The sequence below is a fragment of the Luteimonas campi genome (genome assembly GCF_051162505.1).
Lineage (GTDB): Bacteria > Pseudomonadota > Gammaproteobacteria > Xanthomonadales > Xanthomonadaceae > Luteimonas.
This window is the reverse complement of the sequence record NZ_JBNWEM010000003.1, coordinates 177,863-191,421: the sequence shown is the minus strand read 5'-3', so window position 1 is coordinate 191,421 and position 13,559 is coordinate 177,863. Positions and strand designations below refer to the sequence as shown.

The 13,559-nt window shown below is 71.7% G+C and carries 11 protein-coding genes; 7 read left to right on the top strand and 4 right to left on the bottom strand.

The annotated features are described in order from the left end of the window. Positions 1-55: 55 nt before the first annotated feature. From ACQYVW_RS10810 to ACQYVW_RS10785, 6 genes are all read left to right on the top strand, one after another. Positions 56-3,628: a Calx-beta domain-containing protein gene (locus ACQYVW_RS10810; protein WP_434947006.1), complete on the top strand. Its 3,573-nt coding sequence runs from the start codon at positions 56-58 to the stop codon at positions 3,626-3,628. Positions 3,629-3,820: 192 nt separating this feature from the next. After that, on the top strand, positions 3,821-4,900 hold the full coding sequence (pdhA, locus tag ACQYVW_RS10805; RefSeq protein WP_434936455.1) for a pyruvate dehydrogenase (acetyl-transferring) E1 component subunit alpha: 1,080 nt from the start codon (positions 3,821-3,823) through the stop codon (positions 4,898-4,900). Then, positions 4,897-5,922 carry an alpha-ketoacid dehydrogenase subunit beta gene (locus tag ACQYVW_RS10800; protein ID WP_434936453.1) on the top strand — a complete coding sequence of 342 codons (1,026 nt, stop codon included), beginning with the start codon at positions 4,897-4,899 and terminating at the stop codon, positions 5,920-5,922. The genes pdhA and ACQYVW_RS10800 overlap by 4 nt, the downstream gene beginning before the upstream one ends. Before the next feature lie 101 nt (positions 5,923-6,023). Beyond that, a complete protein-coding gene (locus ACQYVW_RS10795; RefSeq protein WP_434947005.1) occupies positions 6,024-7,469 on the top strand; it encodes a dihydrolipoamide acetyltransferase family protein in 1,446 nt (481 codons plus the stop codon). 34 nt (positions 7,470-7,503) lie between these two features. Next, positions 7,504-7,911 carry a VOC family protein gene (locus ACQYVW_RS10790; RefSeq protein WP_434936041.1) on the top strand — a complete coding sequence of 136 codons (408 nt, stop codon included), beginning with the start codon at positions 7,504-7,506 and terminating at the stop codon, positions 7,909-7,911. Between the two features lie 5 nt (positions 7,912-7,916). Beyond that, the gene (locus tag ACQYVW_RS10785; protein WP_434947004.1) at positions 7,917-8,300 is read left to right on the top strand and encodes a VOC family protein; all 384 of its coding nucleotides are present in this window, start codon (positions 7,917-7,919) and stop codon (positions 8,298-8,300) included. A gap of 21 nt (positions 8,301-8,321) precedes the next feature. Here ACQYVW_RS10785 and ACQYVW_RS10780 read toward each other — a convergent pair whose 3' ends face one another. Genes ACQYVW_RS10780 through ACQYVW_RS10765 form a run of 4 tightly spaced genes read right to left on the bottom strand, consistent with a single transcriptional unit; the run spans position 8,322 to position 12,631 of the window. Next, a complete protein-coding gene (locus tag ACQYVW_RS10780; RefSeq protein ID WP_434947003.1) occupies positions 8,322-9,980 on the bottom strand; it encodes a M28 family metallopeptidase in 1,659 nt (552 codons plus the stop codon). Between the two features lie 53 nt (positions 9,981-10,033). Continuing rightward, on the bottom strand, positions 10,034-10,972 hold the full coding sequence (locus ACQYVW_RS10775) for an MBL fold metallo-hydrolase (RefSeq protein ID WP_434936046.1): 939 nt from the start codon (positions 10,970-10,972) through the stop codon (positions 10,034-10,036). A 16-nt stretch (positions 10,973-10,988) separates the two neighbouring features. Beyond that, the gene (locus ACQYVW_RS10770) at positions 10,989-11,300 is read right to left on the bottom strand and encodes a hypothetical protein (RefSeq protein ID WP_434936048.1); all 312 of its coding nucleotides are present in this window, start codon (positions 11,298-11,300) and stop codon (positions 10,989-10,991) included. Then, the gene (locus ACQYVW_RS10765) at positions 11,297-12,631 is read right to left on the bottom strand and encodes a tryptophan--tRNA ligase (protein ID WP_434936050.1); all 1,335 of its coding nucleotides are present in this window, start codon (positions 12,629-12,631) and stop codon (positions 11,297-11,299) included. Before ACQYVW_RS10765 ends, ACQYVW_RS10770 begins: the two co-directional genes overlap by 4 nt. A gap of 119 nt (positions 12,632-12,750) precedes the next feature. Here ACQYVW_RS10765 and ACQYVW_RS10760 point away from each other — a divergent pair, with 119 nt between their 5' ends. Next, a complete protein-coding gene (locus ACQYVW_RS10760) occupies positions 12,751-13,521 on the top strand; it encodes a hypothetical protein (protein ID WP_434936052.1) in 771 nt (256 codons plus the stop codon). Positions 13,522-13,559: the final 38 nt, after the last annotated feature.

The following is a 13,559-nucleotide window of genomic DNA, read 5'->3' as shown; positions in this document are numbered from 1 at the left end:
CCAGGGGGGCCGGCCAGCCGTTCCGCGAGGAACGGAACATCGAGGGAGTGAGTCCGTGGTCTATCGGCTGCTTGTCCGGCTGGTGCCGGCGCTGGTCCTGTGCGGCGTGTTGTGCGCCGTTCCCCTGCATGCCCAGGTCGTGGTCAGTCAGGTCTATGGCGGCGGCGGCAACAGCGGCGCGCCCTACAACGCCGACTATGTCGAGCTGTTCAACCGCGGCAGCGAGGCGGTGCCGCTGGGCGGGCTGTCGGTGCAGTACGCCAGCGCCACCGGCACCGGCAACCTCGGCGCCGGCGCCGGCCAGATCGTGGTGTTGCCGGCGGGCGCGCTCGAGCCCGGGCGCTACTTCCTGGTCGGCCTGGCCGGCGGCGCCAACGGCGCGCCCCTGCCGGCGCCGGACGCGAGCGGCACCATCAACATGTCCGGCAGCGCCGGCAAGGTCGCCCTGGTCGCCTCGACCTCGTCGCTGGGCTGCAACGGGGGCAGCACGCCGTGCACGCCGGAGCAGTTGGCGCTGATCGTCGACCTGGTCGGCTTTGGCGGGGCCAACTTCTTCGAAGGCGCCGCCGCCGCGCCGGCGCTCAACAACGCGTCGGCCGCCTTCCGCGCCGACGGGGGCTGCAGCGACAGCAACGACAACGCGAGTGACTTCGCCAGCGCCGCGCCCGCGCCGCGCAGCGGCGCCACGCCGCCGGCACCCTGCGGCGGCGGCGGGACGCCGTTCGCCAGCATCTCCGACACCAGCGCCGCCGAGGGCGACGCCGGCACCACCCCGTTCTTCTTCACCATCAGCCTCAACCAGCCTGCGGGCGCAGGCGGCGTCAGCATCGACTGGACCACCGCCGACGGCACCGCGACCGTCGCCGACGGCGACTACCAGGCCGCGTCCGGCACTGCCAGCTTCGCCGAGGGCGCAACCTCGCTGACGATCAGCGTGTCGGTCGTCGGCGATACCGCCAACGAACCGGACGAAAGCTTCAGCGTCGAGCTGTCGAACGCGGTGGGCGCGGAACTCGCCGATGCCCAGGGCATCGGCACCATCCTCAACGACGATGTCAGCACCCTGGCGATCTCCGCGATCCAGGGCAGCGGCCAGCGCTCTCCCTACGACGGCATGGCGGTGGCCACCACCGGCATCGTGACCGGCCGCAAGAACAACGGCTTCTTCCTGCAGAGCGCACCGGGCGAGGACGACGGCGATCCAGCCACCTCCGAGGGCGTATTCGTGTTCACCTCGACCACGCCGCCCGAATCCGCCGCGGTAGGCAACCGCGTGCTGGTGCAGGGCACGGTGGAGGAATACGTGCCGGCGGCAGACCCGCACCAGCTGCCGCTGACCGAGATCGTCGACGCCAGCGTGGTCGCGCTGTCGGCCGGCCATGCCCTGCCCGCGCCGGTGGCCCTGACCTTGGACCTGCCTGCCGCCAACGGCGGCCTAGATCAGCTCGAGCACCTGGAAGGGATGCGCGTGGTGGTGCCGAGCGCGACCGTGGTCGCGCCCACCGGCGGCAACGTCAACGAAACCCAGGCCAGCGCCACCGGCAATGGCCGCTTCGCGGTCGTGGTGACCGGCATGCCACGACCGTTCCGCGAACCCGGCATCCCGGTGCCCAACCCCGATCCGCTGGGCAGCTCGGCCACCGCGATCCCGCGCTGGGACTTCAATCCCGAACTGATCGCGGTCAACAGCACCACGCTCGGCGCGCCGGCGGCGAACGTGGCCGCGGGTTGCCTGATCGGCGGGGGCAGCCTGGTCGGCCCGCTCGACTACACCTTCCGCCGCTACACGATCTACCCCGAAGCAGCGCTCGCGATCGACTGCAGCGCCACCGGGCTGCCGCGACCCGCGCGCGTGCCCACGGCGGACGACGCCACCTTCGCCACCTGGAACCTGGAGCGTTTCTTCGACGACGCCAACGATCCGGCGATCGGCGAGCCGGTGCTGTCCACCGCGGCGTTCGAACGCCGCCTGGCCAAAGCCTCGCTGGCGATCCGCGATTACCTGCACGCACCTGACGTACTGGGGCTGACCGAGGTCGAGAACCTGGCCACGCTGCAGGCGCTGGCCGACAGGATCAACGCCGATGCAGTGGCCGGCGGCGACCCCCATCCGGGCTACAGCGCGCACCTGCTGGAAGGCAACGATGTCGGCGGCATCGACGTGGGCTTCCTGGTCAAGGCGGCCGCCCTGGCGACCGGCACACCTCGCGTCGAAGTGCTGGGCGTAACCCAGCATGGCGCCGCGGAAACGCTGGCCAATCCCGACGGCAGCACCAGCCTGCTCAACGACCGCCCGCCGCTGTCGCTCGACGGCATCGTGCACTTCGGCGACGGCCGCAGCTGGCTGTTCACCGCGATCGTCGTGCATCAGCGCTCGCTCAACGATGTCGACAGCGACGAGGCGGGCAGCAACGGCTGGCTCACCCTGGGCCAGCGCGTGCGCGCCAAGCGCCAGGCGCAGGCCGATTCGCTGGCCGCCATCGTGCAGGGCATGCAGGCGGCCGACCCGGCGCGCAACATCCTGGTGATGGGCGATTTCAACGCCTTCGAGTTCAACGACGGCCTGGTGGACGCGCTGGGAACGATCACCGGCCTGCCGGCCCCGGACGCGGCGACCGCGGTGGATGGCGACGGCGTCGACCGGGTCGAGCCCAACCTGTCCAATCTCACCCTGCTCGCGGAGCCTGACCAACGCTACTCGTTCGTGTTCGACTACCAGGCGCAGACGCTGGACCACGTGCTGGTCAACGAGGCGCTGGTGGAATCGCCGCTGGTCGCGGGGCTGGAGCTCAGCCATGCGCGGATCAGCGCCGACTTCCCCGAGGTGGCGCGCAACGAGGACGGGACGCCGTCGCGGCTGTCCGACCACGATCCGACCGTGCTGCTGGTACGGGTGGCGGCGCCGCGCCTGGCCGACCTGTCGATCACGGCCGAGGCCCTGGCGCCGACGGTGGCGGCGGGCGCGCTGGCCGAGTTTTCCGTCGTCGTCGCCAACGCCGGTCCGGACGCCGCCGAGTTCCCCGGCATGGGCGTCGTCCTGGATGCGGCCCTGCCCGACCTGGCGGTCGCGGCGCCCGCGGGCTGGAGCTGCGAGACGCCCGAAATCGCAGGCAGCACGACCACCGTGGCCTGCAATGCCCCCTCGCTGGATGCGGGTGGCGAGGCGGTCTTCGCGCTGGCGGCCACCGCGACCGACGCAATGGAGGACACGCAGCTGACGCTGGCGGCCGCGGCCACCGCGCATACCGAGGATCCGGACGCGGACAACAACGAGGCCGGCGCAGCGGTGCGGGTGGAGGATCCGCTGGCCGGGGTACCAGTGCTGGAGAACGGCGTGCCGGTGGGCGGACATGCGGGCGCGGCCGGTGACGACATCGTCTACCGCATCGAGGTGCCGGCCGGCGCGCGCAACCTGCGCGTGCTCAGCTTTGGCGGCAGCGGCGACGTCACCCTGTCCGTGGCGCGGGAGCGCATTCCCACCGACACCGACTTCGACGGGCGCTCGCAGCGGCCGGGCAACAATGAAACCGTCGCGATCGCCACGCCGGCACCCGGCACCTGGTTCGTCCGGCTGGCCGGCGTACGGGCGTTCGCGCACGTATCGCTGCGGGCTTCGTTCAGCAACTGAAGCCCTGGGGGCCGCCGCGGCTCGCGGCGGCCTTCGCTCCGGCCTCTACCGTGAAGGTTCCTGGGAGGCGGCCGCATGCCGCTCGACGCCACCATCCAGCGGCCGCGGTCAGCCGCATTGCCGCAATGCGCAACGGTTTCCTACGAAAGCACCTTTATCATCCCGTGTCCGACTGTTGACCGGATGGATTGAATGACCGTTGCCGCACGCTTCGAGATCGAGTACCTGCAATACCTCGACCCGGACGGACAGCTGGTCGCCGAACTGCCGCAGGATCTGCCTCCGAAGGAAGAACTGCTGGCGCTGTTCCGGCAGATGCTGTTCCTTCGCACCTTCGACGGCAAGGCCGTCGCCCTGCAGCGCACCGGCAAGCTCGGCACCTATGCGCCCTGCCTGGGCCACGAGGCCACCCAGGTGGGAATCGGCGCGGCGATGCGCCCGGAGGACGTGCTGGCACCCAGCTATCGCGAGTACGGCGCGCAGATCATGCGCGGCGTGCAGCTGCGCGAGATCCTGCTGTACTGGGGCGGCGACGAGCGCGGCAACGACTACGCCAACGAACCGGCCCGCCACGACTTCCCCTGGTGCGTGCCGATCGCCACCCAGTGCCTGCATGCCGCCGGCGCGGCGCTGGCGTTCAAGCTGCGCGGCGAGAAGCGCGTGGCGGTGACCTGCTGCGGCGACGGCGGCAGCTCCAAGACCGATACCTACGCGGCAATCAACTCCGCCGGCGCCTACGCCCTGCCCTTCGTGCAGTGCATCATCAACAACGGCTGGGCGATCTCGGTGCCGCGCAGCGCGCAAACCGGCGCCGAAACGCTGGCGCAGAAGGGCTTGGCCGGCGGCCTGTACTGCCTGCAGGTGGACGGCAACGACCTGTTCGCCGTGCTCGAGGGCATGCGCCGGGTGATGGAGCGCGCGCGCAACGGCGAGGGCGGCAGCGTGATCGAGTTCCTCACCTACCGCCTGCACGACCACACCACGGCGGACGATGCGCGCCGCTACCGCGACGAGGCCGAGGTCAAGGACGCCTGGACCCGCGACCCGATGACGCGCCTGCGCAAGTGGCTCACCGCCCAGGGCCTGTGGGACGAGGCGCAGGAGAAGGGCTGGATCGCCGAGTGCACGCAGCGCGTTGACGTGGAGATCAACGCCTACCTCGAAACGAAGACGCAGGCGCCCGAAGCGATGTTCGACTACCTCTACGCCGACCCGCCGCCCGACATCCTGGCGCAGCGCGCGCAGCTGCTGGCGCTGGAGGGCCGGGCATGAAGGCCGAAGCCAGCCCCGTGGTGACCGACGCCGTGGCCAACGCCAAGCCCATCACCCTGATCGAGGCGGTGACCCAGGCGCTGGCCTGGGAAATGCGCCACGACGAGTCGGTGGTGGTGCTGGGCGAGGACGTGGGCGTGAACGGCGGCGTGTTCCGCGCCACCGCCGGCCTGCAGCAGCAGTTCGGGCCGATGCGCGTGCTCGACACGCCGCTCGACGAGACCACCATCGCCGGCCTGACCGTCGGCATGGCGGCGATGGGCATGAAGCCGGTGGCCGAGGCGCAGTTCGACGGCTTCGTCTACCCGATGCTCGACCACGTGATCTGCCACGCCGCGCGCTTCCGCTACCGCACCCGCGGGCGGCTGACCTGCCCGATGGTGCTGCGCGTGCCCTGGGGCGGCGGCATCCGCGCGCCCGAGCACCACAGCGAGGCCAACGAGGCGCTGTTCACCAACGTGCCCGGCCTGCGCGTGGTGCTGCCGTCCTCGCCCGCGCGCGCCTACGGCCTGCTGCTGGCGGCGATCCGCGAGCCGGACCCGGTGATCTATTTCGAGCCCAAGCGCATCTACCGCCAGTACAAGGAACTGGTGCCCGATGACGGCGAGGCGCTGCCGCTGGACGTGTGCTACGTGCTGCGCGACGGCAGCGACGTCACCCTCGTCACCTGGGGCGCGCAGGTGAAGGAGGCGCTGGAGGCCGCCGAGCAATTGGCCGCCGAGGGCATCAGTGCCGAGGTGATCGACGTGGCCACGCTCAAGCCGCTGGACTTCGCCACCATCGCCGAGTCGGTGGCCAAGACCGGGCGCTGCGTGATCGTGCACGAGGCGCCGCGCACCGCGGGCTTCGGCGCCGAGATCGCCGCGCGCCTGGCCGAGGAATCGATGTTCGACCTGGTCGCGCCGGTCGAGCGCGTCACCGGCTACGACACCCACATGCCGCTGTTCCGGCTGGAGATGAAGTACATGCCGGCGACCGCGCGCGTGGTCGAAGCGGCGAAGCGGACGCTGGCACACTCCTGAGTCGCGCCGGCGAAGGGCGCACTCGCGGTCTGGATCGGGCGGTGCCGACGGCGCCACCGAAATTGCATGGCGGGCCCGCGGCCCGCCCACAGGAAGCGCACATGGGCGACAAGAAGGTATTCCAGCTCCCCGACCTCGGCGAAGGCCTGCCCGACGCCACCATCGTGGAGTGGTACGTGAAGGAGGGCGACACCATCCGCCTCGACGACAACCTGGTGTCGATGGAAACGGCCAAGGCCGTGGTCGACGTGCCTTCGCCGGTGTCGGGCAAGGTGCTGCGCCTGGCCGGTGCGGCCGGGGACGTGATCGTCACCGGCGCGATGCTGGCCGAGTTCGAGATCGACCCCTCGCAGCCGCAACGCGCCGAGGGCCAGGACACCGGTCATCACCACGGCGCGGCCCCGGCCAAGGGGCCCGGTGCGCCCGATCCGGCGCCGGACGCGCGCGTGGTCGCGTCCAGCGAGGGCGGCGCCATCGAGCGTGGCGAACACGCGCCGCCCGAGCAGAAGTCCGAGGCGGGCGGCGACCGCGCCGACAGCGGCACCGTGGTCGGCGCGATGCAGGCCTCCGATGCGGTGCGCAGCGAAGGCGCGGTCTCGGTCGGCGGGGTCAAGGCCATGCCGGCGGTGCGGGCGATGGCGCGCAAGCTCGGCGTGGACCTGTCGCGCGTGCGCGGCAGCGGCGCGGACGGCGTGGTGACCATGGCCGACGTCAAGCAGGCGGCGGCTGCGGGCTCGGCCGCGCCCGCAGCGACACAGCCCGTGCACGCCCCTGCGGCGCAGCGCAGCCCGGAGGCCGCACGGCCGGGGACCGGCGCGGCAGCCGGGGCGCAGCGCCCGCCGGACCAGCGCACCACACTGTCGGCCAGCGGCCGCCCGATGCGCACGCAGCCGCCGGGCGTCAGCGCCAGCGGCCAGCCCGAGCAGCTCAAGGGCGTGCGCCGCAACATGGCCCGGGTCATGGCCGATGCGCATGCCAAGGTGGTGCCCACCACCCTGGTGGACGATGCCGACATCCACGCCTGGCAGCCGGGCAACGACGTCACCGTACGCCTGGTGCGCGCGATCTGCGCCGCGGCCAAGGCCGTGCCCGCGCTCAATGCCTGGTTCGATGGCGACAAGCTGGTGCGCACCCTGCATCCGCAGGTGGACATCGGCATCGCGGTGGACACCGACGACGGCCTGTTCGTGCCGGCCCTGCGCAATGCCGACCTGCTCGACGCCGACGGCGTACGCGGCGGCATCAATCGCCTGCGCGAGCAGGTCGCCGATCGCAGCATCCCCGCCTCCGAGCTGTCGGGCTATACGATCTCGCTGTCGAACTTCGGCATGTTCGCCGGCCGCTATGCCACGCCCGTGGTGGTGCCGCCCTGCGTGGCCATCGTCGCCGCGGGTCGCGGTCGCCACCAGATCACGCCGGTGATCGGCGGCTTCGAATCGCACCGGGTGATCCCGCTGTCGCTCACCTTCGACCATCGCGCCTGCACCGGTGGCGAGGCGGCGCGCTTCCTCAGGGCCATGCTCGACGACCTCGCGCTGCCGCACTGACCGCTCCGGGGCGCGCAGGCGAGGCGACGGACTCATGCACCGCAGTCGTCTCGCCGGCTTCATGATCGACTGCCGCGACGGCACGCTCGCCGAGGCCGCCGCGTTCTGGAGCCGCGCGCTCGGCCTGCCGATCGTCGATCCGGATGAAGGCGGCCATGGACGCTACGCGGTGCTGGGCGCAGGCCCCGGCGGTCTTCACGTGGAAGTGCAGAAGGTCGCGCATCCTTCGCGCGTGCACCTGGACATCGAGACCGACGACATCGACGCGGAGGCTGCGCGGCTCGAATCGCTGGGCGCGCGCCGCCTCGAATGCGTGCGCGGCCGCTGGTGGGTCATGCAGGCGCCCAGTGGCCACCGCTTCTGCGTGGTGCCGCTGCGCGAGTCCGGGCGCCCCGCGCCCACAACCTGGAACAGCCCGTCCCCGCCTTCCCCACCGGAGTGACCGCCATGCCGCACCACAGCCGCCTGTGCAGCTTCGTGCTCGACTGCAACGCCGACGAGCTCGCCCCCCACGTCGAATTCTGGAGCCGGGCCCTCGGCAAGCCGGTGGCGACACTCGATGAGGACGGCGACGGCAAGTACGCCAAGCTGCAGACCGCCGTGGACGAGCCGATCCTGCTGCTGCAGAAGGTCTCGCATCCGCCGCGCATCCACTTGGACATCGAGACCGACGATGTCGAGGCCGAGGTCGAACGCCTGGTCGCGCTCGGTGCGCGCAGGGTGCAGCAGGTCCACACCTGGGTGGTGATGGAAGCGCCCAGCGGCCACCGCTTCTGCGTGGTGCGCCAGCAGCGCAAGCCCTTCGGCCCGCACCTCAACCGCTGGGACTGAACGCCTCGTCGACCGCGCCGGTCAGCGCGCCGCGCCTGCGCGCACGGCCTCGCTGCGCGCGCGCACGCCGCGGAACTCGGAGCCCGCATCCCATTGCGGCCAGCCCGCGCCGTCCGCGATCCCGCGCCCGAGCGTGTACAGCAGGTCCACGTCCTGCACCTGGCCGCGCACGTCCCATTCCGGCGTCCAGCGATCGCAGGGACGGTGGTAGCAGTCGGCGAAATAGCGCTCGCGCAGCGCCTGGCCGCTGGCCACGCCGCCATCGATCCGGTCCAGCCCGGCGCCGATGGTGATCGCGGGGACGCCCGCGCGCGCGAACGCGAAATGGTCGGCGCGATAGAAATAGCCCGCTTCCAGGTTGGGATCGGGCGAGTAGCTGCGCCCCGCAACTTCGGCGACACGCCGCAGGTCCTGCTCCAGCGAGACGCGCCCATTGCCCCAGGACGCGATGTCGCGGGTCGGCCCGTCCGGGCTGAGCGTCTCGATGTTGAGCACTGCGGCGGTGGTCTCGAGCGGCGCCAGCGGATTGGCCACGTAGTAGCTCGCGCCCTGCAGTCCCTTCTCCTCGGCTGTCAGCGCGACGAACATCAGGCTGCGCCGCGTGCGCGGCGCCTGCGCGAACAACCGCGCCAGCTCCAGCACCGCGGCCACGCCGGTCGCGTTGTCGACCGCGCCGTGGCGGATGCCGTCGCCGGAGGCGTCGGCCTCGCCGATGCCGTAGGCGTCCCAGTGCGCGGCGTAGATCACCGTCTCCGCCGGCGCCGCGTCGCCGTCGAGCCGGCCGATGACGTTGCGTGTCACCACCTGGTCGCGCAGCACATCGAAGGCGGCCGACAGCCGCGCATCGCCCAGTGCCACCGGAGTGAAGTCCGGTGTCTGCGCCCGCGCCTTCTCGCGTTCGAAATCCAGCCCGGCCGAGGCGAACAGCGATTCGGCCAGCGCGCGCTGCATCCAGCCGCGCAGCAGGGTGTGGTGGCGGGCGGCGTCCGTGCGCGGAATGTCGAACAGCGGCGACAGCCCCGAGCTGCGCACGGTTTCCCAGCCATAGGCCGCCGGCGCGGTCTCGTGCACGATCAGCGCGCCGGTCGCGCCGCGCCGCGCCAGTTCCTCGTACTTGTAGGTCCAGCGGCCGTGGTAGGTGACCGCACGTCCTTCGAACGCGCCCGGCGTCGCGGTTTCGAAATCCGGATCGTTGACCAGCACCACGGCGATCCTGCCGTCCAGGTCGACCCCCTTGTAATCGTCCCAGTCGCGCTCGGGCGCGCTGATGCCGTAGCCCACGAACACCAGCGGCGCCTGCACCACCTCGACCCGGTCGACAGGGCTGAGCGTCTGCAGCGTCAGGTCCTCGCCGTTGACCAGCTCGCGCACCTGGCCTCCGCTGTGCAGGGTCGCGCGCACATCGCCCTGCACCTGCGCGCGCACCAGCGGCACCGACTGCGTCCAGCTGCCGTCCTCGCCGCCTGGGGCGACACCGGCCTTGCGGAACTCCTCGATCAGATAGGCGACCGTTTTCTCCTCGCCGGGCGTCGCCGGCGCACGACCTTCGAACGCGTCCGAGGCCAGCACCTGCACGTGGCGCATCAGCGCCTCGCCGCTCGCGCCCGCGCCCGGGTCCGACGCGAACGCCGGCAGCGCAGCCACCATGAGCACCAGCGCACCACGCAGTGATCTGTTCATGCGTTCGCTCCTTCGGGTCCTGGCCCAGTCTAGGCCAGTCGCGCCGGAGGCGTTCAGGCCTGGCGGGCGAGCCGGTCGAGCCAGACGCACAGCCCCTGCGCGTTGATCTCGATGTCGCCGCCGAGCACCTCGTCCACGCGCGTGGCGGCATCGGCGATGCCATGCGCCTGCGCGCGCTCGACGTAGAGCGCGGTCATGCGCGCGACGATGCGCGCGTGGCGGTCGGGCCGTCCGTCGGCCGCGCGCGCGATCTCCACCATGCGGTCCACCAGCTCGACCAGCGCCTCGCCCAGCCGCGCGCATTCGGACAGCGTGGCGTAGTGGGCGATATGGATCGCCCGCGGCCCAGCGGCGACGAGGCGCCGGATCGAGGCCTTCATCTGTTCCGGATCGAACTGCACCGGCGAGGTCGTCGGCACGGCGAAGGCACCATTGCCGTTGTCGAATTCGCGATAGGACAGGCCGAAGGCATCGCCGGCGAACCAGCCGCGGCTGGCCGCGTCCCACACGCTGTAGTGATGCAGCGCGTGTCCGGGCGTGTCCACGCAGCGCAGCGGGCGCCCGGCCAGTTCCACCACATGCCCGTCCTCGGCCACCACCACCCGCTCCGCGTCCACCGGCAGCATGCCGGCGTGGTCGCGTTCGAACATCGCCTCGCCATAGACGGCGCGGGCACCGGCGATCAGCTTCGTGGGGTCGATCATGTGCTGCGCGCCGCGGGGATGCACCACCAGCCGCGCGTTGGGCAGCGCGCGCATCAGCGGCCCCGCGCCGCCGGCATGGTCGAGGTGCACATGGGTCACCAGCAGCCAGTCCACCGCCTCGCGCGCCACGCCCGCCGCATCGATCGCCGCCAGCACGGTGTCCACGCAGGTGGCGGTGCCGCAGTCCACCAGCGCGGCGCGCCCGCCCTCGCCGTGCACCAGCCAGGCCGCGCACAGCCCCGGGCGGATGTAGCCCGTGTCGATCAGGGTGATGCCGTCGTTGTCCATCGCGCTTCGCGCGGCCTCAGCGACGACGGCGGAACAGCAGGTGGCGCAACGCGAAGGCAAGACCCAGCGCGGCCAGGAACACGCCATAACCCAGCGCCGTGGCCAGGATCTGCGGCCACAGCTTGCCGTAGCCGGTGTCGGCATTGTCGAGCGACCAGTACACGCTCCACAGGAACGCCGCCACCGACAGCGCCAGCGTCGCCAGGTCGTAGAGCACCCGCGCGAGCCCGCGCGGCTGGCGCGGAAAGATCCAGTACAGCACGGCCAGGATCGCGAACCAGGGCAGGAACAGGATCAGGGTGAGGTTGAGCTCGACCAGCGGGTTCATGCCTGTCCCGCCTTGGCCGCGGCCTTGTCCGCATCGGCAGCGGCGAGTGCGGCGAGCGCGGCCTGCACCGCGGCCTCGTCGACGCCTTCGCCCAGCGTCGCGTGAGCCTGTCCCAGCGGCACGTCGCCGCGGCGCAGCGCGGCGATGGCCTGCCCGGCATCGCGCGGCGCGTCGAAGGCATGGCTCTGCAACAGCACGCGCTCGCCCTCGACCAGCTTGAAGTAGAAGCGGCCATCGGCCTCGCGGTACTGCTTGAACGTCGCCAGCGGCGGCTTCTCCACCGTCTCGACTTCCATCGCGCCCAGCTGCACCTTCGACAGGTCGCGCAGGCCCACGGCCTCGCGCAGCTGCGCCAGCAGCGGCGTGGCGTAACGCTCGCGCAGACGGCGCGCGCCGTCGCGCAGCGTGTCCTCGATGTCGCCGGGGCGCGCGACGAGGTCGAGGTAGCGCGCGCGCAGCGGCGCGATCTCGCGCTCCACCAGGTCGAACACCCGCTGCTTGGCCTCGCCCCAGCCGATGCCTTCGGCATAGGCCTGTGCGAAGGCCGCCGATTCCTCGGCGGTCGCGAACGCCTGGTGGAGCTGGAACAGCGCCGAGCCCTCGGTCTGCTTGGCTTCGCCCGGCGCGCGAGAATCGGTGACGATCGAGAACACCAGCTTCTTCAGCTCCGCCGGCGGCACGAACATCGGGATGGTATTGCCGTAGCTCTTGCTCATCTTGCGACCGTCCAGCCCGGGCAGCGTCGCCACGTGCTCCTCGATCACCGCTTCGGGCAGGGTGAACCAGTCGCGCCCATAGACGTGGTTGAAGCGCTGGCCGAAGTCGCGCGCCATCTCGATGTGCTGCACCTGGTCGCGACCCACCGGCACGCGGTGGGCGTTGAACAGCAGGATGTCGGCGGCCATCAGCACCGGATACATGAACAGGCCCGCAGTCACGCCCGCATCGTCGTCCTCGCCCTCGGCGCGGTTGCGGTCCACCGCGGCCTTGTAGGCGTGGGCGCGGTTGAGGATGCCCTTGCCTGCCACGCAGGTCAGGTACCAGGTCAGTTCGGTGATCTCGGGCACGTCGCTCTGGCGGTAGAACCACACCTTCGACGGATCCAGGCCGCAGGCCAGCCAGGCCGCGGCGATCTCCAGCGTCGAGCGCTGCGTGCGCGCCGGGTCCTGGGCCTTGATCAGGCTGTGCAGGTCGGCCAGGAAATAGAAGCTTTCCGCGTCGGCGGCACGGCTGGCGGCTACCGCCGGACGGATCGCGCCGACGTAGTTGCCGAGGTGTGGCGTCCCCGAGGTGGTGATACCGGTGAGGACGCGGACGGGAGCAGGCGACATTGCGGAAGACAGGCGGAAAACGGACCACGAGTTTAACCGCTGCCGCCGCCAGCCCGCCCGGCGTCACCCCGCCTGGCGCCCCCGCGCGTTGATTGCAGCGGCACCCACGGAGATCCGCCATGTCCCGCAGCCTCGCCCTGTCCCTTGCCGCGCTCGCCGTCCTGGCCTGCGCCCCCGCCGCCGCCGCGCCCCCTGTCCGCATGGAGATCGTCGACCGCGACAGCGGCCGCTGGCTGGAGCAGTACCCGCACCCGGGCGACACCTGGATCGCCGGCACGCCCGGGCACCGCTACGCGGTACGCCTGACCAACACCACGGGCGAACGCGTGCTGGTGGTGCTGTCGGTCGACGGCGTCAACGCGGTGACCGGCCAGACCGCCGATCCGGCCCAGGCCGGCTACGTGCTGGCGCCCTGGCAAAGCGCGGAGATCGCCGGTTGGCGCAAGTCGCACCACGAGGTCGCGCAGTTCGTGTTCACCGCGCTGCCCGACAGCTATGCGGCGCGCACGGGCCGACCCGACCACATCGGCACCATCGGGATCGCGGCCTTCCGCGAGCGCAGGCCCCGGACGCCGTCGGCACCGCCGCCCATCGCGCGCGACGCCGCGCCCGCGAAGTCACGCGCCCCCGCACCCACGGCCGAAACGGCCGGCTCGATGGCTGCAGTGCCGCAGCGCATCGGTACCGGCCACGGCGAACACGCCTGGTCGCCCGCCGCACAGACGACGTTCGACCGCAGTTCGCGCCCGGCCCAGATCACCCAGCTGCGCTACGACACCCCGGCCGCCCTGGCTGCGCGCGGCATCCTGCCTGCGGCGCGCTGGAGCCGGCATCGCCCGCGAGCCTTTCCGGGCGGTTTCGTTCCCGATCCGCCCGGCCGCTGGCGCTGATCCGCTTGCGGGAAACGCAAAAGAAGAGGGCCGGCAGA